The following is a 19,198-nucleotide window of genomic DNA, read 5'->3' as shown; positions in this document are numbered from 1 at the left end:
GGCATCGGCCTGATCCGCCCGCTCAGAGCAGCAGCGGGCGATCCGGCAATTCGTTGGGATTTTCCCCGTCGACCGGAAAATGCTCGGCCAGCAACTGGCCGGCGCGGGCAATCGCGGCGAGCGCGCCGGCACGGTAGTCGCCCATCCGGAACGCCGCTTCCATGCTTCGGCAGATGGCATCCCACTCGGCCTGCGCCACTTTGGCGGCAATGCCGCGATCGGCGAGGATCTCGACCTGGCGGTCGACCAGCTGGACATAGATCAGCACGCCGCTGTTCTCCGCCGTATCCCAGACGCCAAGCCGCGCGAACAGGTCGGCGGCGCGTTGCCGGGCAGTGCGCCCGCGGCGCAGGTCGGCCCAGGGCAGCGGCCCTTCGACGACGAAACGCAATTCGCCGCGCTGGCCGGCTTCGGCAAGCTCGACGGCCGCACCGATCTCGGCGACCAGCCGGGCATTGAAGCGGTGCGCCGCGAGCCAGGGCGGCGCCAGCAGATGCTTGAACAGACGCGCGAAATTCATTTACCAGCTCCCCGAGGCACCACCGCCCCCGCCTGAACCACCACCGCCGGAAAAGCCGCCGCCACCAAAACCGCCCCCGCCGCCGCGTCCACCGCTCAGGATGCCGCTCAGCACGAGGTCGAGCCCGAACACGGCGAGAAAGATGCCGGCCAGGGCGCCGCCGATGATGCCCGCCAGACCGCCGACCACCAGCCAGCCGATGCCGCCTGTCACCGCGCCGACGACGCCGCAGCCGAGCAGATTGCCGAGCAGGTGACGCAGAAGCGTGCCACCCAGCACGACGCCGATCAGCACGGCGAAAAAGACGAATTCCGGGATATTTCCGAGGTCGACCGTAGCGCCCCCGGCCAGACCGGAAGGCGCCGGCAGTTCCTCGCCCCCGACCACCTTGAGAATCGCATCGACCCCGGCCGCGACGCCGCCCGGCAGGTCGCCGGCCTTGAACAGCGGCGTGATCGTTTCGGCGATGATGCGCTTCGCCGTCGCGTCGTTGAGTGCGCCTTCCAGGCCGTAGCCAACCTCGATGCGCAGCTTGCGGTCATCCCTGGCAACGATCAGCAGGACGCCGTCGTCCACGCCCTTGCGCCCGATTTTCCAGGCTTCGAGCAGGCGGATGCCGAACTGCTCTATCGTCTCCGGCTGCGTCGTCGGCAGCAACAGCACGACGACCTGGGCGCCCTTCTGCGCTTCGAAAGCCGCGAGCTTTTCTTCCAGCGCCGCCTTCTGCGCGGCATCCAGCGTGCCGGTCAGATCGGTGACGCGCGCCGTCAGCGCCGGGATAGGCACCAGCCCGTCCGCTGCCGGCGCCGCCCACAACAGGCTGGCGCAGAGACAGAGGAAGAGGCCGAGCAGGCCGTGCCGCCAGGCTTTCATGCGGAAATTACTGGGCTGCCTTCGGCGCGTTGAAATCGATCTTCGGCGCATCGCTGATCGCCTTCTCGTCCTCGACCGTGAAGTTGGCCTTGGCCTTCCAGCCCATCGCCATGGCGGTCAGGTTGTTGGGGAAGGTACGCACCGAGATGTTGTAGTCCTGCACTGCCTTGATGTAGCGGTTGCGGGCAACGGTAATGCGGTTTTCGGTGCCTTCGACCTGCGCCTGCAGATCGCGGAAATTGGCATCGGCCTTCAGTTGCGGATAGTTTTCCGAGACCACGAGCAGTCGACCGAGGGCGCTCGACAATTCGGACTGCGCCTTCTGGAACTTGGCGAAGGCGGCTTCGTCATTGACCAGCTCGGGCGTGGCCTTGATGCTGCCGACGCCGGCGCGCGCTTCGGTGACGCGGGTCAGCACGTCCTTTTCGTGGGCGGCGTAGCCCTGCACGATGGACACCAGATTGGGCACCAGGTCGGCACGCCGCTTGTATTGATTGAGCACCTCGGACCAACTGGCGGTGACCGCCTCGTCGTTGATCTGGATCTGGTTGTAGCCGCAGCCGGAGAGCAGCGAAACGATAACGGAAAGCAGGACAAGCAGGCGTAGCTTCATGGCGGGAATCTCCCAGTGTTAAGACAAGTGGCGCCAATATGAGGCCGTTGCCGCGAAAGCTCAAGGGCATATTGAATGCCGGGCATTTTTGCCCTTTTCGCGGCGTCGACCGCTGGCCGACAAAAGCGGCGAGCGCAGCCGGCGTGGTAGCATTCGCCGCCATGAATTCGCCCCGCCTGCCTCCCGCCATCCTGATCATGGGCCCGACCGCCTCGGGCAAGACGGCTGCCGCCATGGCGCTGACCGAGCGTTTCCCGGTCAAGCTGATCAGCGTCGATTCGGCGCAGGTCTTCCGCGACATGAATGTCGGCACCGCCAAGCCGGACCCGGCGACGCTGGCGCGCTACCCGCACCGCCTGATCGACATCATTTCACCGGAAGAAAGCTACTCGACGGCACGTTTCCGCCAGGATGCGCTCGCCGCGATGGCCGAGATCACGGCCGCCGGCAAGGTGCCGGTGCTGGTCGGCGGCACCATGCTCTACTTCCGCTCGCTGCTCCAGGGCCTGGCCGAACTGCCGCAGGCCGATGCGGCGCTGCGTGCCGAAATCGATGCCGAAGCCGCGCAAAAAGGCTGGCCGGCGATACATGCCAAATTGGCCGTTCTCGACCCGTCGACCGCTGGCCGCCTGCATCCGGGCGACAGCCAGCGCCTGCAGCGGGCGCTCGAAGTCTGCCTGCTCAGCGGCCGGCCGATGTCCGAACTGCTCGCCGAGAGCGAACAGCAGAAACCGCCCTACGACTTTCTCCAGATCGCGCTGCTGCCCTCCGAGCGTGCCGTGCTGCACGAACGCATCGCGCGCCGCTTCGACGAGATGCTGCTCGCCGGGCTGGACGAGGAAGTCCGCCAGCTGAGGCAAAAATACGATTTGAGTCTCGACCTGCCGTCGATGCGCTGCGTCGGCTATCGCCAGGCCTGGGAAGTGCAGGATGGCCTGCTGCCGGCCAGGGAGTTGCGCGAGCGCGGCATCTTCGCCACCCGCCAGCTCGCCAAGCGGCAGATCACCTGGCTCGGCAACTCCTTTGCCGCCGAAAGCTTCGATTGTCTCGATCCGGCGCTGAGCGAGCGGATCGCCGCCCGCGTCGGAGACTACCTCAAGCTTTGACCAGCCCTTCCAGGCTGTGGGCCAGTTCCTCGAGCTGGCCGACGATGTGCAGGCTCTCGTCCTGCGTGCCGACCATGCGCTGCATGAACTCGCCGGCCATTGCCGTCATCTGCTCCTCCTGCCCCTCGGTCAGGCCGAGATGCACGTAGGACTTCATCAGCGCCTCCTGGAATTCGACCATGACCTGGGTCAGCTCGTAGCAGTTGCGCCGGTAATTGCCCTGCACCGCATCCAGCGTGGCATGCACGCGTGGCAGCGCAGCCTCGATGCCGCTGCGCCGGCGCTGTGCCGACAGCTCGACCTCGATCGCCTTGAGCCGCGCATCGGCGCCTTCGGCGAGCAGTGCGCCGTTGTCGCGGATGCGACCGCAACGGTCGGCATCATCGAGCGGCATGTTATTGACCATCAGCGTGACGCGGCCGTAATTGAAAACGCAGCGCGACTTGAACTGGAAGATCCGGCCGGCGTGGCTGACGTGATTGAGCACCGAAGTTTCGAGCGGCAGATCGCGGCCGTTTTCACTGAGCGAGAGCATATCTTCGCCCAGGCGCACCTGCACGGCGGCCTGCAGATCGTACTGACGCATCGATTCGAGCAAGGCCTCGGCCAGCTCTCCGGCGCTCTCGCAGGCAAACGACTTGCTCAGGAACTGCAGCACGACGCCCAGTTCGCCCATGCTGACCATCGCCGACATCGCGGTGCGTTGGGCATAGCCGGCCTGTTCGTGCAACTGCCGGCGGCTGTTGATCAACTGGGCGGCAATGCGCAGCTTGCGCAGCAATTCGTTCGGGTCGAACGGCTTGCTGATGAAATCCTCGCCGCCGGCGTCGTAACAGAGCAGGCGCGCCTCGATGTCATCGCTGCCGGAAACGAAGAGCACCGGAATGTCCTGCGTATCCCAGTCGTCCTTCAACTGCCGGCAGAGCTGGCAACCATCAATGCCAGGCAGCGAAACGTCGAGCAGGAAGATGTCGGGTTTCTGCTCTGCGACGCGGGCCAGACAGGCCTCGGCCGAGGCAAAGGTCTCAAGCTGGAAATCATCCTCAAGGGTCGCCATGAAGATTTCGGTCAGTACCGGATCGTCATCGACGACAAACAGCCGCAAGCCTGTGCTCATCTCGTTCTCCCTGTGTTTTCTGATTGTCTGCCGATCAATGGCCGGCTTCAAGGACCCGGAAGGAAAAAACCGGAGAAAATTCCCGGCTAGTCGCGCGGCTCGCCGGCAAAATCCGGCAGACGCGGCGCCTGAGCGCAGGACGGACAATCGCCTACCGGCTCGAACGCCGCCTGACAGGCTCCCAGACCTTGCTCGCGCCAGTCCGGCCGCAACGCGGCAACGCGCACCAGCACCACACCGGCGCGAATCATGTCGAGGTATTCGGCGACACCGCGCGAAACATCGATGATGCGTTTGCGATGCTTGGCATGCATGCGGTCATTGACCTTGACGATCGCACACAGGCTGTTGTCGAGACGGCGCACGGCAACCATGGTGCCGAGCGGAAAGTGATTACTCGCCGCCGTGAAGTCCTTGACCTTGAAAACCTCGCCGGTCGCCGTGCGCCGACCATGGAAACCGTAGGCATAGAAACTGGCGGCGCCATGCAAGCCGGTCGCCGCGTTGTCCTTCATTTCGGCGGTCAGCACCTCCGGCGCGGCATGACTTTCACTGCGCTGCTTGAGGTTGTTACGCCCCAGCGTGCGCGTACCGCGCACCACGGTTCTGGTCGGCTTTTTCCCGGCCTGCCGCGCGGCGGCCCGGGCCGAAACTTCGACCTTTTTGACAGATGGATTCTTGCTCGTTGCCGCGTCGGCCAACGAGACATTCAGCAGAAGCAGGCCGCCCACCAGCGTGGCGGCGGCCCACCGCAGCCGATCAGACCACGAGGGTCTGCGCTTCGTCACCCTGACGAGCCCTGATCTTGCCGATGTTATAGACGGCTTCGCCCTGCGCCTTGAGTTCGGCGATGGCAGCGTCGGCATCGGCTGCCGCAACGACGATGACCAAGCCGATGCCGCAGTTGAAGACGCGGTGCATCTCGTTCTCGGCGACATTGCCTTCGGCCTGCATCCAGTCGAACAGCTTGGGACGCGGCCAGGCAGCCTTGGTCAGTTCGGCGACGACGTTTTCCGGCAGGACGCGCGGCACGTTTTCGAGCAGACCGCCGCCGGTGATGTGGGCCATGCCCTTGATATTGACCTTCTGCATGGTCGCCAGCACCTGCTTGACGTAGATGCGGGTCGGCGCCATGACGACGTCGGCCAGGGTGCGCGCTTTTCCGTCAACTTCGTCAAACTTGGCATTCATGTCCGGGTTCGAACGCTCGATGATCTTGCGCACCAGCGAGTAGCCATTGGAATGGGCGCCGGAGGACGCCAGGCCGAGCACGACGTCGCCCGGGGCGATGTCCTTGCCGTCGATGGCCTTGGACTTTTCGACAACACCGACCGCAAAACCGGCCAGGTCGTATTCGCCGGCCGGGTACATGCCCGGCATTTCGGCGGTTTCGCCACCGATCAGCGCGCAGCCGGCCAGTTCGCAACCCTTGGCGATGCCGCCGACAACCGCTGCGGCGGTATCGACATCGAGCTTGCCGCAGGCGAAGTAATCGAGGAAAAACAGCGATTCGGCGCCGAGCACCAGGATGTCATTGACGCTCATCGCGACCAGATCCTGACCAACGGTGTCGTGGCGGTTCAGGTCGAAGGCCAGGCGCAGCTTGGTGCCGACGCCGTCGGTACCGGACACCAGGACCGGCTCCTTGTAGCGCTTGGGCACTTCGAACAGCGCGCCGAAGCCGCCGATGCCGCCGAGCACGCCTTCGCGCAGGGTCTTCTTGGCGAGCGGCTTGATGCGTTCGACGAGAGCGTCACCGGCATCGATATCGACGCCGGCATCACGGTAGGAGAGGGAAGTAGTCTGGGTCATGGTCTGGTGAACTCGCCGGTGGCGGCGGATGGCCGCTGGAAAAAACGGCGATTTTACCCGAAACCGGCCTGCTTCCTAAGCGCTTCTGTCGATGCCCGCCATCAGTGCCAAACGCGCGAAGCGCAGGATTTTCTGCACGATCGGCGGCGCTGGCCGCGCTGCCGGGATCGCCGTCGGGCGAGCGCCATACCCCGCCCCGCGGAAATCGGCCAGGCGCACACCGGTCGACCGCGGCCGGGCGGCAAAAATGAATTCGCCGACTTCGCGCAGCCAGACGCGGCGTCCCATCTGCACATACCACTGCATGGCATGCCGGAATTCCGGATCGCGACTGAAGAAAGTGCGCAACAGGGCGCGCGGCCGCAACTGCATGGCGACCTCGATGCCCTTCACCCAGAGCAGCATGCGCCAGGGCGGCATGCCCGGCGCGGCCAGCACCTGGTGCTTGTAATCCCAGAGCCGGGTATCAGGCTGCACCACTTCGTGCTGCGCCACGCTGGCGAAATGACTCGTCCAGCGATGCGGCGTCGCGTACAGCAACTGGATCTGGTCGGGGTCATAGCGCAGCAGTTGCTGCAGCGAGCGCCAGTAATCGCGGTCGGTCTCGGCGGCAAAACCGACGACGTAGGTCGCCATCGACACGATGCCGTGCGCGCGCAGCAGCCGGATCACCTGCTGGTCCTCGCGCGGCGTGGCGTCCTTGCGAATGGCTTGCAAGGTGGCGGCGTCGTAGCTTTCGATACCGAGCAGGAAGCGCACGACGCCGGCCTGGCGATAGAGATGCAGGATGTCGGCATCGCGCACGATGTCGCCGGCCCGCGTCGAACCGACCAGCGTGAGCGCCACGTTTTCGGCAATCAGGGCTTCGAGGAAGGCTTGCCAGGCAGGACGCGAGGCGGTCGGCAGCTCGTCGGCGAAATTGATCACTTCGACGCCATGCGTACGGTGCAGCCAGGCCAGTTCGCGTGCAAAAAGCACCGGGTCACGATGCCGCCAGCTGCGCCAGAAGCCGCGCTGGCCGCAGTAATTGCACAGGTAGGGACAACCGCGCGAGAACTGCACGACGACGGCCCGGCGCCCGCCCCAGTAGGAATAGCGCGCAAAATCGATGAGTTCCCAGCCGACCCGGTAAGCATCGAGGTTTTCAATCGGCTTGGCCTGCCGGGTCGCCCGCGCCAGACCGCCATCCCGGTAGGCACAGCCCGGCACGGTGGCGAGCAGGCCGTGCGTGACGATGGCGCGCGCCACGAGCACGGCCGTCCGCTCACCCTCGCCGCGCACGATGACATCGATGGCCGGGCACTCGGCGAGGATTTCCCGCCAGTGATAGGTCGGAAAAACACCGCCATAGACGATCGTCACCGCCGGCAGCGCCGCCTTGATCCGCACAGCCAGCGCCACGCAGGTCGGATGCGCCGTCGACGAGCCGGCATGGCCGAGCATGAGGATGCGCGGCGCCGCGGCGACGATGCGGCGGACGATTTCAGCCGGCGCCAGCGGGTCGTAATCGGCGTCGAGCAATTCGACGGCAAAACCGGCATCGAGCAGCGGTCCACCGATGGCGAGCAGGCCGAGCGGCGGCAGGTGATCGTCGGGAATGCGGCTGCCGATGGCGGTATGCGGCGGGTTGAGCAGAAGAATCTTGGGAATGATGGCAGGCATGGCAGGCTCCTTGAACGAAGAGCTGTCAGCATTTGCCCACCCGGTGAAGAGATGACGAAGCGAGGGTGAAGTCGGCTCGGGCCCACGTGCGGGTGACGCGCCGGAAAGCTCAGGCTGCCGGTATTGCTGCCTGGTGCCGCGGCAGGCAGATCCGGAAAACGCTGCCCTGCCCCGCCTCGCTCGTCGCTGCAATCGTCCCGCCATGCATGGCGACGATCGCATAGGCCACCGACAGGCCGAGCCCCATGCCGGCGCCGGGCGGCTTGGTGGTGAAGAAGGGTTCGAAGATGCGGCCCAGGTTCCCGGCCGGAATCCCGCAGCCGGTATCGGCAATCTCGAGCCAGACCTGACGCTCGTCGGCGCCGGCGCGCAGACTGATTTCGCCCGCCCCGGCAATCGCATCGCGGGCGTTGTGCAACAGATTCTTGAGCGCCTCGCCCAGTTCCGAGGGACGGCACTCGACCTGCAGGCTGTCATCTACACTGCGCCGGATCTGCACGCGCCCGCCCGCCGCCGCATCGGCGGCCACCAGCGCGGCGTCGAGCAGTCCGGCCAGACCGACCGTCTGCATCGCACTGCCCTGGGCATGCGCCAGCACGCGCAGGCTGCCGACCATGGTGGCGAGGCGACGGGTGCCGCGCAGCGACTCGTCGAGCAGATCGACGACATCGTCACGCAGGAACTCGAGGTCGGCTGCCTTTTTGGCTGCACCGAGTGCCGCCATCCTGGCTCCCTCGGGCGGCAAATCATCCTCGGCCTGCGCGTAGAGTTCGAGCAGGCCAAGCATGGTATGCACGTAGCGCCCCATCGCCTCAAGATTGGACTGGATGAAGCCGATCGGATTGCTGATTTCGTGCGCCAGCCCGGCCGAGAGCTGGAAAATCGCGGCGAGCTTTTCGGCCTGCAACAGGCGTTCGCGCGTTTCGTCGAGCTTGCGCTCAAGCAGGCGGCGGTTGGTTTCCGAGCGGAAGCGCTCGGTCACGTCGAGGAAGCTGATCACCCGCTTGACGCCTGCCCAGACCGCCGGTTGCGGCTGCGAGCGCCACTCGATGACGCGCCCGTCCGCGCATTCCAGGGTCTCGCGCCAGTCGGCGTCCGGCGCCAGGCAGAGCTCTGCCAGGCTATGGCTGAAGGCAGCCGGGTCGGCCAGTTGCGCCAGCAGCGCCGCCATCACATCCTCGTGCCGCCAGAAGGCGATGACCTCGTCGGGAATCGCGAACAGGCCGACCAGCCGGCTGTTGAAACGAATGATGCGATCTTCGGTATCGAGCGCCAGGATGCCTTCGTCGGACGACTCGAGGATGGTGCCGAGCAGTTGCAACAGGTTCTCGGTATGTTCCTCGGCATCGAGCCGCTCCGCCGCCTGGCGGGCGCTGTCGGCCTGGATGGCCTGACAGGCAGTGAGCGCATCGACCAGGGCCGCTTCGAGCAGTTCCGGCGCAACCGGCGCCGCAGCCGCCGCCGCTTCCAGATAACGTGCCAGCGCCGCCGGCCGGGTCGCCGGATCGGCAAAGGACTGGACGACCAATTCATGTATCTGCTTCATGTTGCCTCCTCCAGAAACAACAATCTGAGCGCGCCGCCGGCAAGCGGCCCGTCCGGAAAAGCATAGCACGCGAGAGCAGTCGGCCAGGTAGAGTTTGGCAAAATTGGCAAAGGGATGAATTATCATGGCGCCATGAAAATCCTGATCGTCGACGACGAACCCGCCATTTCCGAAACCCTGGCCTACGCGCTGCGCGCCGACGGCTTCACGGCCGACAGCTGCACGCTGGGCAGTGCGGCGCTGGCCATGTTGCAGGACGGCGCACACGACCTGGTCGTACTCGATGTCGGCCTGCCCGACCTGAACGGTTTCGACGTCTGCCGCCAGTTGCGCCGCTTTTCCGATATTCCCGTGCTATTCCTGACCGCACGTACCGACGAGGTGGACCGCATCGTCGGCCTTGAGCTGGGCGGCGACGATTACGTTGCCAAACCGTTCAGCCCGCGCGAAGTCGTCTCGCGCATCCGCGCCATCCTGCGCCGCCTGCGGCCGGAAGCAAAAACAGGCATTTCTGACGGTCGACCGGAAAAAAGTGCCCGTTTTGCCGTCGACCGGGATGGCCTGCGCATCGCCTACCACGGCCAGTGGCTGAACCTGACGCGTTACGAATACCTGCTGCTGGCGCAGCTGCTTGAGCGGCCGGGCCGCATCCTGAACCGCGCCCAGATCATGGAAAGCGTCTGGCAGGACAGCGGCGAGAGTTTCGAGCGCACCGTGGACACCCACATCAAGACCCTGCGCGGCAAGCTGCGCGCCATCGACGCCACCGCCGACTGCATCCAGACCCACCGCGGCCTCGGTTACAGCGTGACGGCCGACTGAGACTGCGGTGAACGTCTCGGTCCGCCTGTTTTTCGGTTACTTCCTGGTGGTCGGCCTGGCCGCCTGGTTCGTGCTTACCGTCATCAACCGCGAAACCGAGCCCGGCATCCGCCAGGCAACCGAGGAAACCCTGGTCGACACGGCGCACGTGCTGGCCGAAATGGCCGCCCTCGAACTGTCGACCGGACGCATCAACCAGGGCAGCTTCGCCGCCTCGCTGCGCGCCGCCACCCGGCGCAGCCCGCGTGCCGACATCGCCGGCGTGCACAAGGAAAGCATCGACTTCCGCGTCTATGTCACCGACGCCAGGGGCATCGTCGTCTACGACTCCGAACACGCCGCGCTCGGCGAGGATTACTCGCAATGGCGCGACATCGCCCGCGTCCTGCGCGGCGAATACGGCGCGCGCAGCACGCTGGACGACCCGGACGATCCCTACTCCTCGGTGATGTACGTCGCCGCCCCCATCTTCTGGCAGGGCGAACGCATCGGCGTGCTCTCGGTCGCCAAGCCGATGTCCTCGCTCGCCCCCTACATCAGCCGCGCCACGGCACGCGTCAAGCAATCCGGCTTCTGGCTGCTCGCCGCCACCGCCGCCATCGGCCTCTTCTTCTCGGGCTGGCTGAGCTGGTCCATCCACCGCCTGCGCGCCTACGCCCGCGCCGTCGCCGACGGCCGCAAGGTCGAACCGCCGACCGGCGGCGGCCACCAGTTTTCCGAACTCGCCCGCGCGCTGGGCCAGATGCGCGAAAAGCTCGAAGGCAAGCAATACGTCGAACGCTACGTGCAGAACCTCGCGCACGAAATGAAAAGCCCGCTCACCGCGGTGATCGGCGCCGCCGAAATCCTCGAGGACGAACTGCCCGCCGCCGACCGCCGCAAATTCGCCGACAGCATCGGCGAACAGGCCCGTCGCCTGCAGGCCATCATCGAGCGCATGCTGATGCTCGCCCGCGTCGAACAACTGCAGGCCCCTGAAGGCGGCGCGACGGTCGACCTCGCCAAAATGCTCAAAACCACGATCGAACTGCGCCGCCAGTTCCTCGATGCCCGCCACCTTGATTGCCAACTCGATGCCCCTGCAGCGGTCGACCTGCGTGGCGATGCCTTTTTGCTGCAACAGGCCGTCCTCAACCTGCTCGACAACGCCATCGAATTCTCACCCGACGGCGGCCGCATCGAAATCACGCTCGAAGTTGGCGAAGACGAGGCCGAAATCCGCATCCGCGACCATGGCACCGGCGCCCCCGACTACGCCCTGCCGCAACTGTTCGAGCGCTTCTATTCCCTGCCCCGCCCGGCCACCGGCAAAAAAAGCACCGGCCTGGGGCTGGCGCTGGTGCGCGAAGTGGCCAGGCTGCATGGCGGCGAAGCGGGGTTTGCGAATCATCCGGAGGGTGGCGGAGTGGCGTGGATTCGGCTGGCGATGGTTTGACTAGCGGGGAGAAGAGGTAGCAATCGCGCACAACCGGGCTCTCACCAATGCGCTCCATAGCAGCCGCCGGCAGCAAATTCGAGGAAAAATGCTGCCTTGATATTCCATATGCTTTACGGCAGGATGCCGATGAATACTCGTTTGCTCCAGCGTCCCCGGGCCTGTTGAGGAAGCAGCAAGACGTCAAACTATTCATTCCCGCCATCACTGACACCGAATGAGCCAACCAAACACACTGTATGCGATCCTGGGCATTGAGGCTTCATCCTCCGCCGAAGACATCGAAATGGCCTATCTGGCCCGACTAAAAGAAGCGCAGGATGCCGGCACGGAGACGTCATTGCTAAAAATCGCCTACGACAACCTGCGTGTTCCGGATTTACGCGCAGCTTATGATCGCAGGCTTGCCCGGGAAAGGGCCCTCCAGTCCAGGGCGATTGAGAGCGTGGAATCGAAACCTGGCGGGCGCCGTTATTCCTTGCTGTTCCTAATGCTCCTGCTTGCCATTGGCGCGGCCTATTGGAAGAAGAAACCCATCGAAAACCCTTCGCCGCCGTTATCGCTGGCACAAGAGAATGCAATGGATTCGCCTGCACCTGATTTGCCTGCACCACCATCTGCAGAAGCAGAAGCGCCTCCCGCAGAAATACCGGCGCAAAACGAACCTGTCGCGTTGCCATCCGACATCCAGGCCGCTCAGCCAAAGGCCGAGACCAGGACTGTCACTTACTCGCATCCAGCCTGCAAACCGGGATTTGACCCTCAATGCCTCGCCTGGTCCGTGTTCATGATTCGCCAACGTCACAAATCGGGTTCAGGCGTACTCATTGCGCCAGACCGCATTCTCACTAACTGCCACGTGCTTGCTGGCGGGGCAACCAACGGGCTGATCGTCATTCACAAGCAAACAAACACCGTGGCAAGGGTGGAACAATATACGCGCCTGGCTGACGAGGACGTATGTTTGCTGCATGCACCAGGGGCTGGCGGAGACGTGATTCCCTGGGGGGCTTCAGATAACCTTGGAAACGGCGACACCACCTACAATCTCGGGCATCCGGGCGGATCGTCAGACGTTATTTGGTCAGAGGCAAAATTTATTGCTCGAACAGAGCGTAACGGCGTGCCCTATTTGGTGACTTCGAATTACTGTCGCCCCGGATCTTCCGGAGGACCCTTGCTGGATGGCCAAGGGCGCTTGGTGGGTGTCGTAACCGCGGTGCAGGCAAACCGATCCCAAAATGACGGAGCCGTACGTTATGGCGCCTGTTTTTCCATCACTGAAGCTACGGCCCGAAAACTGATGGGCCGAACTTTTTTTCCTATTGCTCTGGCGCCCGCGCAGTTCAACTAGGCTTATCCATAATCCACGCAAAAGTCGGCCGATTTAAGGAGGCACGCTACAGATATGGACACCCAAGAGCCAAGACACGCATCTTCCTGCCATGCCATTTGCAACAATTGATCAATTGAGCTGCTAACTGCTATTAACCCGGCAATCCAATAGGTTCATTACGCGGCATATTGGATTTTTCGGTGTCTAAAATAGGACATAACCCGTTTTGGGCGATTCTGTATTTTCATCATTGCACCTCGCACCTTTGATTCCAGTTCATCCCGATTCCTGGCAGGCTTTCCGCCATGAACCAAGGCCTTCAGGTCGCAATTCAGATACTCGTCCGGATTGAGTTCCGGGGCGTAGGCGGGCAAGAAGAACAACTCAATGTGCTCGGTATGTTTTTCCAACCAGTCCCGAACCTTGTTGCTGTGATGCACTCGCAGGTTGTCGAGAATCAAAAACACTTTGCGTCCAGCATCACGAACCAGGCGTGCAAGGAATCGAATCAGGACAGTGGCCGTCATCGTTTCCCGATAGAGCATGAAGCGCACTTTCCCCTGGTTGGTGACCGTGGAGATCATGTTCGTGGCAAACCGGCTGCCGGGCACCCTTTGAACAGGTGTTTTTCCCGCTGGCGCATAGCTCCGGCCATGTTGGCAATCGCTACGGATGCCCGTTTCGTCACCCCAGTGAATCTCCGCCCCTTCGTCCTTGGCGCGCCGGGCGATGCGTGGGTAACTCTCCTTGAGCCAAGCCTCCACCAATTCAGGTTTCTGCTCATAGGCCCGCTTCAACGGCTTCTGCGGTGTAAAACCCCAGCGCTTGAGATACTCACCGACCGTCCGAATCGGCATGTCGATCTTGAAACGACGATGGATCAACTCCTGAACTGCTGCCCGTGTCCAGAGCGCGAAGGAAAGCTTGAGTTGGTCAGGCATTTTCTCGCTGATCAACTGCTGCACTGCCCACTCCTGTTCCACGCTGAGTGTGCGTCGCTCACCAATCTCCGTGCCTCTTTTGCCGCCTTCTACCGCCGACTTGAGGCCTTCTGCCTGGTAGCGCGACCACCAATATTGGACCGTACGGGAATGTACTCCGACCGCTAATCCAATCTCGGCAAATTCGCGTCCGTTCATTCGCATGCGAAGCGCTATCTTGCGCTTCTCCTTTTGTTGCTCTGGCCTGAGCTTGCGGGCATCTTCTTTATCCATGCAAATATCATAACATAAACGCCCTATCTATTTGCCAGGTTAATAATCTGAGAAAGCAATACTAATTCCGGCACCAGATGGTGAATAAGGATGAGGAGACATTTGTGCACACAGCAAAAAAACCCGAACGCTTGGAACGAATGATCAGCTCAAGCACCTCTGTAGCAGTCACGACCTTTGTGACGACCGCAGTCGTGATGACAGCGTATGAGTCCCTCAAACAGCAAATATTTGGGAATCTGACCCTTTGGCAATCCCACGTGATAACGATCGTCTTTACCTCTGTGCTTTCGACACTGATCGCCTGGTGGGTTTCCAAAGAACTTTCTGCGCATTTCAATCAGACGCGGCTTATCAAAGAGCGAGTTGCGACGTATGACGCAGCAATGCTGGCTACGTCGCATTATGTGGGAAATGCTTTTAACCTGTTTCAGCTGGTCAGGATGGAGGTCGATAGCACAGGAACTGTCAGTCACGAAACGCTAGGCCTGATAGAGAAAGAACTCTCTATCACCCGAGACTCCTTAAAAGACATATCCACCATGGATAATCCAACGATTGAGAAGATAAAGGAGTTCCTCCTGAATCCCTAAACAGGGATTCGTCGTGATGCATTGGTGGAGGTGCTGCCGCAAACCCCGCTTGACTTCGAGCGCGCTCGAACTTTTACAGTCCCGCCCATGGCGTCCGACCTGACCATCAAGGCAGTGGCGACACGTCGCGGACTCAGCCTCCATACGCTGCGCTACAACGAACGCATCGGCCGGGGTTGCACATTACCGGCAGATCGAACACTCCCGCGCGCCTGACCAGCCAATTGAAGGCGCATAGCGGCGGCACGCTCAATGTCGGCGTGACACCCGCGAAAATCGTCGAGGTGATCATGCAGATGGCCGTCTATGCCGGCTTTCCGGCCGCCCTGAACGGCCTGTTTGCGGCCAAGGAAGTGTTTGCCGCGCATGGTGTGGCACTGCCCGCCTGAGCACCGGCCCGGCACGCAGCGGCAAATGCCGCGCCAAGGCGGGCCGGGTGCCGCCCGCCTCTGCTAAAATCGCGGGTCCGAATTTTTCGGCGCCCGCGACTTTCAGCGAGCGCCTGTCCCAGTGGAGAGTTTTGCCATGTACCAGTCCCCCCTCATCCAGGATCTGCACGAGCGCGGCCTGATCGCCCAGATCACCGACGCCGAGACGCTCGACAAGCTGCTGACTGAGGAATCGGTAACGCTCTATTGCGGCTTCGACCCGACGGCCGACAGCCTGCACCTCGGCCACCTGGTGCCGGTGCTCATTCTGAAACGCTTCCAGGAAGCCGGTCACAAGCCGATCGCGCTGGTCGGCGGCGCCACCGGCATGATCGGCGACCCGAGCTTCAAGGCGACCGAGCGCAAGCTCAACACGCCGGACGTGATTGCCAGCTGGGTCGGTAACATCCGCGAGCAGGTCAAGCCCTTCCTCAAGTTTGAAGGCGCCAACCCGGCCATCATGGCCAACAATTACGACTGGTTCGGCGGCATGAACTGCCTCGAATTCCTGCGCGACATTGGCAAGCACTTCTCGGTCAACGCCATGATCAAGAAGGAATCCGTGCAGCAGCGCCTGACCCGCGAAGACCAGGGCATCTCCTACACAGAGTTCTCCTACAGCCTGTTGCAGGGCTACGACTTCGCCGAGCTCTACAAGCGCCACGGCTGCGTGCTGCAGATCGGCGGCTCCGACCAGTGGGGCAACATCGTCGCCGGCACCGACCTGACCCGCCGCCTGCACCAGAAGCAGGTCTACGGCCTGACCCTGCCGCTGATCACCAAGGCCGACGGCACCAAGTTCGGCAAGACCGAATCCGGCGCCATCTGGCTCGACCCGAAAAAGACCTCGCCCTACGCCTTCTACCAGTTCTGGCTCAACACCAGCGACGCCGACGTCTACAAGTTCCTCAAATTCTTCACCTTTTTGCCGGTCGACCGTATCGCCGAGATCGAAGCCACCGACCAGGCCAGCGGCACCAAGCCGGAAGCCCAGCGCATCCTGGCCGAGGAAGCGACCCGCCTGGTGCACGGCGAAGTCGCGCTGATGGCGGCGCGGCGCATCACCGAATGCCTGTTCAGCGGTCAACTCGCCGATTTGACCGAAAACGACCTCGAACAACTCGCCCAGGACGGCATGCCCGGCGTCCAGATCGACAAGGCCAATGCCGGCCTGATCGACGCACTGGTCGCCGCCGGTCTGGCCAAATCGAAGTCGGAAGCACGCACCTTCATCCAGAGCGGCAGCGTCAGCATCAACGGCAACAAGGTCGAGGCGCTCGACCACGCGGTCAGCGGCGACGAGCTGCTCTACGGCCGCTTCACCATCCTGCGTCGCGGCAAGAAGAACTACGGCCTGATCAGCTGGCAGTAAGCCGGCCGGCCCGATACAACAACGGCGACCTGCGGGTCGCCGTTTTCATGTCAGCCCATCGGCGTGCACAGTTCGACGAGAAAGCCGTCGGGATCGGCGACGTAAGCCACGGTCTGGCCCCAGGGCATCTGCTCCGGCGCCTGCACCGCCTTGGCACCGGCCTGCAGCGCCTGCGCGTAGGCGGCCGGCACGTTCGGCGTGCTCAGCGCAATCTCGAAACACGGCGCCTCCGGGCGCGCCAGCTGCGGGTTCTTGCCCAGCGAGCGCATCAGTTGCCGCGACGAAAAGGCCAGTGTCGTGGTGCCGGTCGCCAGTTCGCCGAAATCGCCGGATTCGTGCAGGAATTTGCGCTCCAGCCCGAAGGCCGCGCTGTAGAAAGCGAGGCTTGCGGCGACATTTTCAACGTAGAGGATGGTGTAGGCGAGTTGCATGGCGTTGCTTCCGTGGTTACCGAATAGGCAGCAAGCATAATGGCTGACCGGGCGGCTGTCTTGGGCAAAAATGCTGTCTCACAGCGGTCGACCGCTAAAAACCGGGCAAAATAATGCCAAATGATTTAACGCCGAACCGGAGTCCGCCAAGCATGACCGCCAACACCCCGCCCGCACTCAATCTCACCGGCGTCGTCGCCTGCCACTGGCAAGACGTCCCGCCGCGCAGCATTCATCCCGGCTTCACGACCCGCCTGCTGTGGACCGGCGAGAACGGCCGCAAGGCCCTGCTGTTCGAAATCGCGCCCGGTGCCGTCTATCCCGAGCTCGACATCCACGCGCCCGGCGCCGAGGAGGTCTTCGTCGTCTCCGGCACCTTCTGCGACGGCCACACCAGCTATCCGGCCGGCAGCTTCATCCACAACCCGGCCGGCAGTTCGCACATCCCGCAGTCCGTCGAGGGCTGCGTGCTCTTCGTGTTCTTCCCGGAAGGCTAAGCGCTTCGCTTACGCCAAAGCCGCCGCCACCGCCCGGAAACTGGCCAGCCCGGCCTCCAGGTTTTCGATAATTTCGCCGGCCAGATCATCCGGTTCGGGCAGGTTATCGAGGTCGGCCAGGCTCTTGTCTTTCAACCAGAAAATATCCAGGCTGGTCTTGTCGCGGGCAACGATCTGCTCGTAGCTGAACTTGCGCCAGCGGCCTTCCGGGTTTTGCGTCTCGTGCCAGGTTTCGGCGCGCTCGAAGCGGTTCAGCGGCTGGTAGCAAGCGACGAAATCCTTCAAATCCTCGTAGCGCAGCGGCTTCTTTTTCAGCGTGTGGTGGATGTTGGTGCGGTAGTCGTAGACCCAGACTTCCCGCGTCCACGCTTCCTTCCTCGCCGGCTGGTTGTCGAAGAACAGCACGTTGGCCTTGACGCCGTTGGCGTAGAAAATCCCCGTCGGCAGGCGCAGGATGGTGTGCAGATCGGTCGTTTCGAGCAGCTTGCGGCGCACCGTCTCGCCCGCCCCGCCTTCGAACAGCACATTGTCCGGCACCACCACGGCGGCGCGGCCGGTGCTCTTCAACAGGCTCTTGATGTGCTGCACGAAATTGAGCTGCTTGTTCGAGGTCGTCGCCCAGAAATCCTGACGGTTGTAGGTCAGCGCATCGGTTTCCTGCTCGCCCTCCTCGTTGGTGAAGCTCATGCTGCTCTTCTTGCCAAAGGGCGGGTTGGCCAGCACGTAGTCGAAGGTCTGGGCCGGCGCAGCCACCAAGGCATCGTTCGGCGAAATCGGGCTGTCACCGTCGATCTCGCCGATGTTGTGCAGGAACATGTTCATCAAGGCGAGACGGCGCGTGCCGGCGACAATCTCGTTGCCGAAAAACGTCTCATGCTTGAGGAAAGCGCGCTGTTCGCTGTCCATACCCGGATAGGTGGCGACCAGAAAATCGTAGGCGGCGAGGAAGAAGCCGCCCGTACCGCAGGCCGGGTCGGCAATCGTCTTGTTCGGCAGCGGCCGCACGCATTCCACCATCGCCCGGATCAGCGGCCGCGGCGTGAAGTATTGCCCGGCGCCCGACTTCGTATCCTCGGCATTGCGCTCGAGCAGGCCTTCGTAGATGTCACCCTTGACGTCCGCCCCCAGCGTCACCCAACTGGTTTCGTCGACCATGTCGATCAGCCGCGACAGCTTGGCCGGGTCCTGAATCTTGTTCTGCGCCTTGGTGAAAATCTGCCCGAGCAACCCCGGCTTGTTGCCCAGTTCGCGCAGCGCCGTCACGTAATGCACCTCCAGCGCAGCCCCGCGCACTGCCTTCAGGCTACTCCAGCCGAGGTTTTCGGGAATGCCGATTTTGCGGTTGTAGGGCGGTCGACCGTATTCATCGGCCATTTTCAGGAAGATAAGATAAGTAAGCTGCTCCAGATAGTCGCCATAGCTGACCCCGTCGTCGCGCAGCGTGGTACAGAAGCTCCAGACACGGGAGACGATGGATGCGGTTGCGTTCATGAATTCAGGTTCTCTTTTTTGGCTTGCTGCTCACGCTCAAAACGAAAGTTAAGCGCGTAAATTTATGCGCCTCAGCGCGTAAAATCTTTCGTTATTTGAATAAGTAATTGTTTATTAAGTATTTCACCAAGCGGTAATTTATGCGCCAAGGCGCATAACAACCGGTCAACAGCTTTTCTCGGCGATCAGTCCTGGCTATGCATCGGCAACTGTAAATCAAGAAATTCGGCGTACCCGGAACGCCCACAACAACCTGATTTATTGGGTTTCTTTGCCATACGTTTCCCCAAGCAGCACCCATCGAATCAAAACAGGATCAAGAAATCACGC

At 62.6% G+C, this 19,198-nt stretch carries 19 protein-coding genes; 8 read left to right on the top strand and 11 right to left on the bottom strand.

What is annotated here, in order from left to right; all coding sequences use genetic code 11:
• Positions 1-22 precede the first annotated feature (22 nt).
• The 3 genes from KI612_RS05855 to KI612_RS05845 are packed head-to-tail and all read right to left on the bottom strand — an operon-like array spanning position 23 to position 2,006.
• Positions 23-520 (bottom strand): TPM domain-containing protein, encoded by a 498-nt coding sequence (locus KI612_RS05855; protein WP_226442880.1) that lies wholly within the window; start codon positions 518-520, stop codon positions 23-25.
• Positions 521-1,393: a TPM domain-containing protein gene (locus tag KI612_RS05850; RefSeq protein WP_226442879.1), complete on the bottom strand. Its 873-nt coding sequence runs from the start codon at positions 1,391-1,393 to the stop codon at positions 521-523.
• 7 nt (positions 1,394-1,400) lie between these two features.
• Entirely contained in the window at positions 1,401-2,006 is a 606-nt protein-coding gene (locus KI612_RS05845; RefSeq protein ID WP_226442878.1) for a LemA family protein, read from the bottom strand.
• Between the two features lie 161 nt (positions 2,007-2,167).
• On the opposite strand from KI612_RS05845, the gene miaA reads away from it, so the two are divergent.
• Complete coding sequence (gene miaA / locus KI612_RS05840; RefSeq protein ID WP_226442877.1) at positions 2,168-3,112, top strand: tRNA (adenosine(37)-N6)-dimethylallyltransferase MiaA; 945 nt, start codon at positions 2,168-2,170, stop codon at positions 3,110-3,112.
• Here the strand turns inward: miaA and KI612_RS05835 are convergent.
• From KI612_RS05835 to KI612_RS05815, 5 genes are all read right to left on the bottom strand, one after another.
• Positions 3,102-4,229: a response regulator gene (locus KI612_RS05835; protein ID WP_226442876.1), complete on the bottom strand. Its 1,128-nt coding sequence runs from the start codon at positions 4,227-4,229 to the stop codon at positions 3,102-3,104. The genes miaA and KI612_RS05835 overlap by 11 nt on opposite strands.
• Before the next feature lie 86 nt (positions 4,230-4,315).
• Positions 4,316-4,960, bottom strand: coding sequence for a septal ring lytic transglycosylase RlpA family protein (locus KI612_RS05830; protein ID WP_226442875.1), 645 nt, complete (start codon positions 4,958-4,960; stop codon positions 4,316-4,318).
• Positions 4,961-4,988: 28 nt separating this feature from the next.
• Positions 4,989-6,041, bottom strand: a complete 1,053-nt coding sequence (gene purM, locus KI612_RS05825) for a phosphoribosylformylglycinamidine cyclo-ligase (protein ID WP_226442874.1) — start codon at positions 6,039-6,041, stop codon at positions 4,989-4,991.
• A 75-nt stretch (positions 6,042-6,116) separates the two neighbouring features.
• Positions 6,117-7,703, bottom strand: a complete 1,587-nt coding sequence (bchE, locus tag KI612_RS05820) for a magnesium-protoporphyrin IX monomethyl ester anaerobic oxidative cyclase (RefSeq protein WP_226442873.1) — start codon at positions 7,701-7,703, stop codon at positions 6,117-6,119.
• A gap of 109 nt (positions 7,704-7,812) precedes the next feature.
• Positions 7,813-9,249 (bottom strand): sensor histidine kinase, encoded by a 1,437-nt coding sequence (locus KI612_RS05815; RefSeq protein ID WP_226442872.1) that lies wholly within the window; start codon positions 9,247-9,249, stop codon positions 7,813-7,815.
• 114 nt (positions 9,250-9,363) lie between these two features.
• On the opposite strand from KI612_RS05815, the gene creB reads away from it, so the two are divergent.
• The 3 genes from creB (at position 9,364) to KI612_RS05800 (ending at position 12,860) form a co-directional block, all read left to right on the top strand.
• Positions 9,364-10,071 (top strand): two-component system response regulator CreB, encoded by a 708-nt coding sequence (gene creB, locus KI612_RS05810; protein ID WP_226442871.1) that lies wholly within the window; start codon positions 9,364-9,366, stop codon positions 10,069-10,071.
• Positions 10,072-10,078: 7 nt separating this feature from the next.
• On the top strand, positions 10,079-11,506 hold the full coding sequence (gene creC, locus KI612_RS05805; RefSeq protein ID WP_226442870.1) for a two-component system sensor histidine kinase CreC: 1,428 nt from the start codon (positions 10,079-10,081) through the stop codon (positions 11,504-11,506).
• Positions 11,507-11,723: 217 nt separating this feature from the next.
• The gene (locus tag KI612_RS05800) at positions 11,724-12,860 is read left to right on the top strand and encodes a trypsin-like peptidase domain-containing protein (protein ID WP_226442869.1); all 1,137 of its coding nucleotides are present in this window, start codon (positions 11,724-11,726) and stop codon (positions 12,858-12,860) included.
• A gap of 158 nt (positions 12,861-13,018) precedes the next feature.
• On the opposite strand, the gene KI612_RS05795 is transcribed toward KI612_RS05800, so the two are convergent.
• Positions 13,019-14,056 carry an IS630 family transposase gene (locus KI612_RS05795; RefSeq protein ID WP_226440294.1) on the bottom strand — a complete coding sequence of 346 codons (1,038 nt, stop codon included), beginning with the start codon at positions 14,054-14,056 and terminating at the stop codon, positions 13,019-13,021.
• A gap of 104 nt (positions 14,057-14,160) precedes the next feature.
• Here KI612_RS05795 and KI612_RS05790 point away from each other — a divergent pair, with 104 nt between their 5' ends.
• From KI612_RS05790 to tyrS, 3 genes are all read left to right on the top strand, one after another.
• Positions 14,161-14,649, top strand: a complete 489-nt coding sequence (locus tag KI612_RS05790) for a hypothetical protein (protein ID WP_226442868.1) — start codon at positions 14,161-14,163, stop codon at positions 14,647-14,649.
• Between the two features lie 224 nt (positions 14,650-14,873).
• Positions 14,874-15,038, top strand: coding sequence for a carboxymuconolactone decarboxylase family protein (locus KI612_RS05785; protein WP_226442867.1), 165 nt, complete (start codon positions 14,874-14,876; stop codon positions 15,036-15,038).
• 136 nt (positions 15,039-15,174) lie between these two features.
• Positions 15,175-16,449, top strand: a complete 1,275-nt coding sequence (gene tyrS, locus KI612_RS05780) for a tyrosine--tRNA ligase (protein WP_226442866.1) — start codon at positions 15,175-15,177, stop codon at positions 16,447-16,449.
• A gap of 50 nt (positions 16,450-16,499) precedes the next feature.
• Here tyrS and KI612_RS05775 read toward each other — a convergent pair whose 3' ends face one another.
• The gene (locus KI612_RS05775) at positions 16,500-16,880 is read right to left on the bottom strand and encodes a VOC family protein (protein ID WP_226442865.1); all 381 of its coding nucleotides are present in this window, start codon (positions 16,878-16,880) and stop codon (positions 16,500-16,502) included.
• Positions 16,881-17,032: 152 nt separating this feature from the next.
• Here KI612_RS05775 and KI612_RS05770 point away from each other — a divergent pair, with 152 nt between their 5' ends.
• Positions 17,033-17,377 carry a cupin domain-containing protein gene (locus KI612_RS05770; protein WP_226442864.1) on the top strand — a complete coding sequence of 115 codons (345 nt, stop codon included), beginning with the start codon at positions 17,033-17,035 and terminating at the stop codon, positions 17,375-17,377.
• A 9-nt stretch (positions 17,378-17,386) separates the two neighbouring features.
• On the opposite strand, the gene KI612_RS05765 is transcribed toward KI612_RS05770, so the two are convergent.
• The gene (locus KI612_RS05765; RefSeq protein ID WP_226442863.1) at positions 17,387-18,868 is read right to left on the bottom strand and encodes a class I SAM-dependent DNA methyltransferase; all 1,482 of its coding nucleotides are present in this window, start codon (positions 18,866-18,868) and stop codon (positions 17,387-17,389) included.
• Between the last annotated feature and the right edge of the window lie 330 nt (positions 18,869-19,198).

Source organism: Quatrionicoccus australiensis (genome assembly GCF_020510525.1).
In the GTDB taxonomy this organism is placed as follows: domain Bacteria; phylum Pseudomonadota; class Gammaproteobacteria; order Burkholderiales; family Rhodocyclaceae; genus Azonexus; species Azonexus australiensis_B.
The sequence above is the reverse complement of the archived record's forward strand: the minus strand, read 5'-3'. Positions and strand labels throughout refer to the sequence as shown.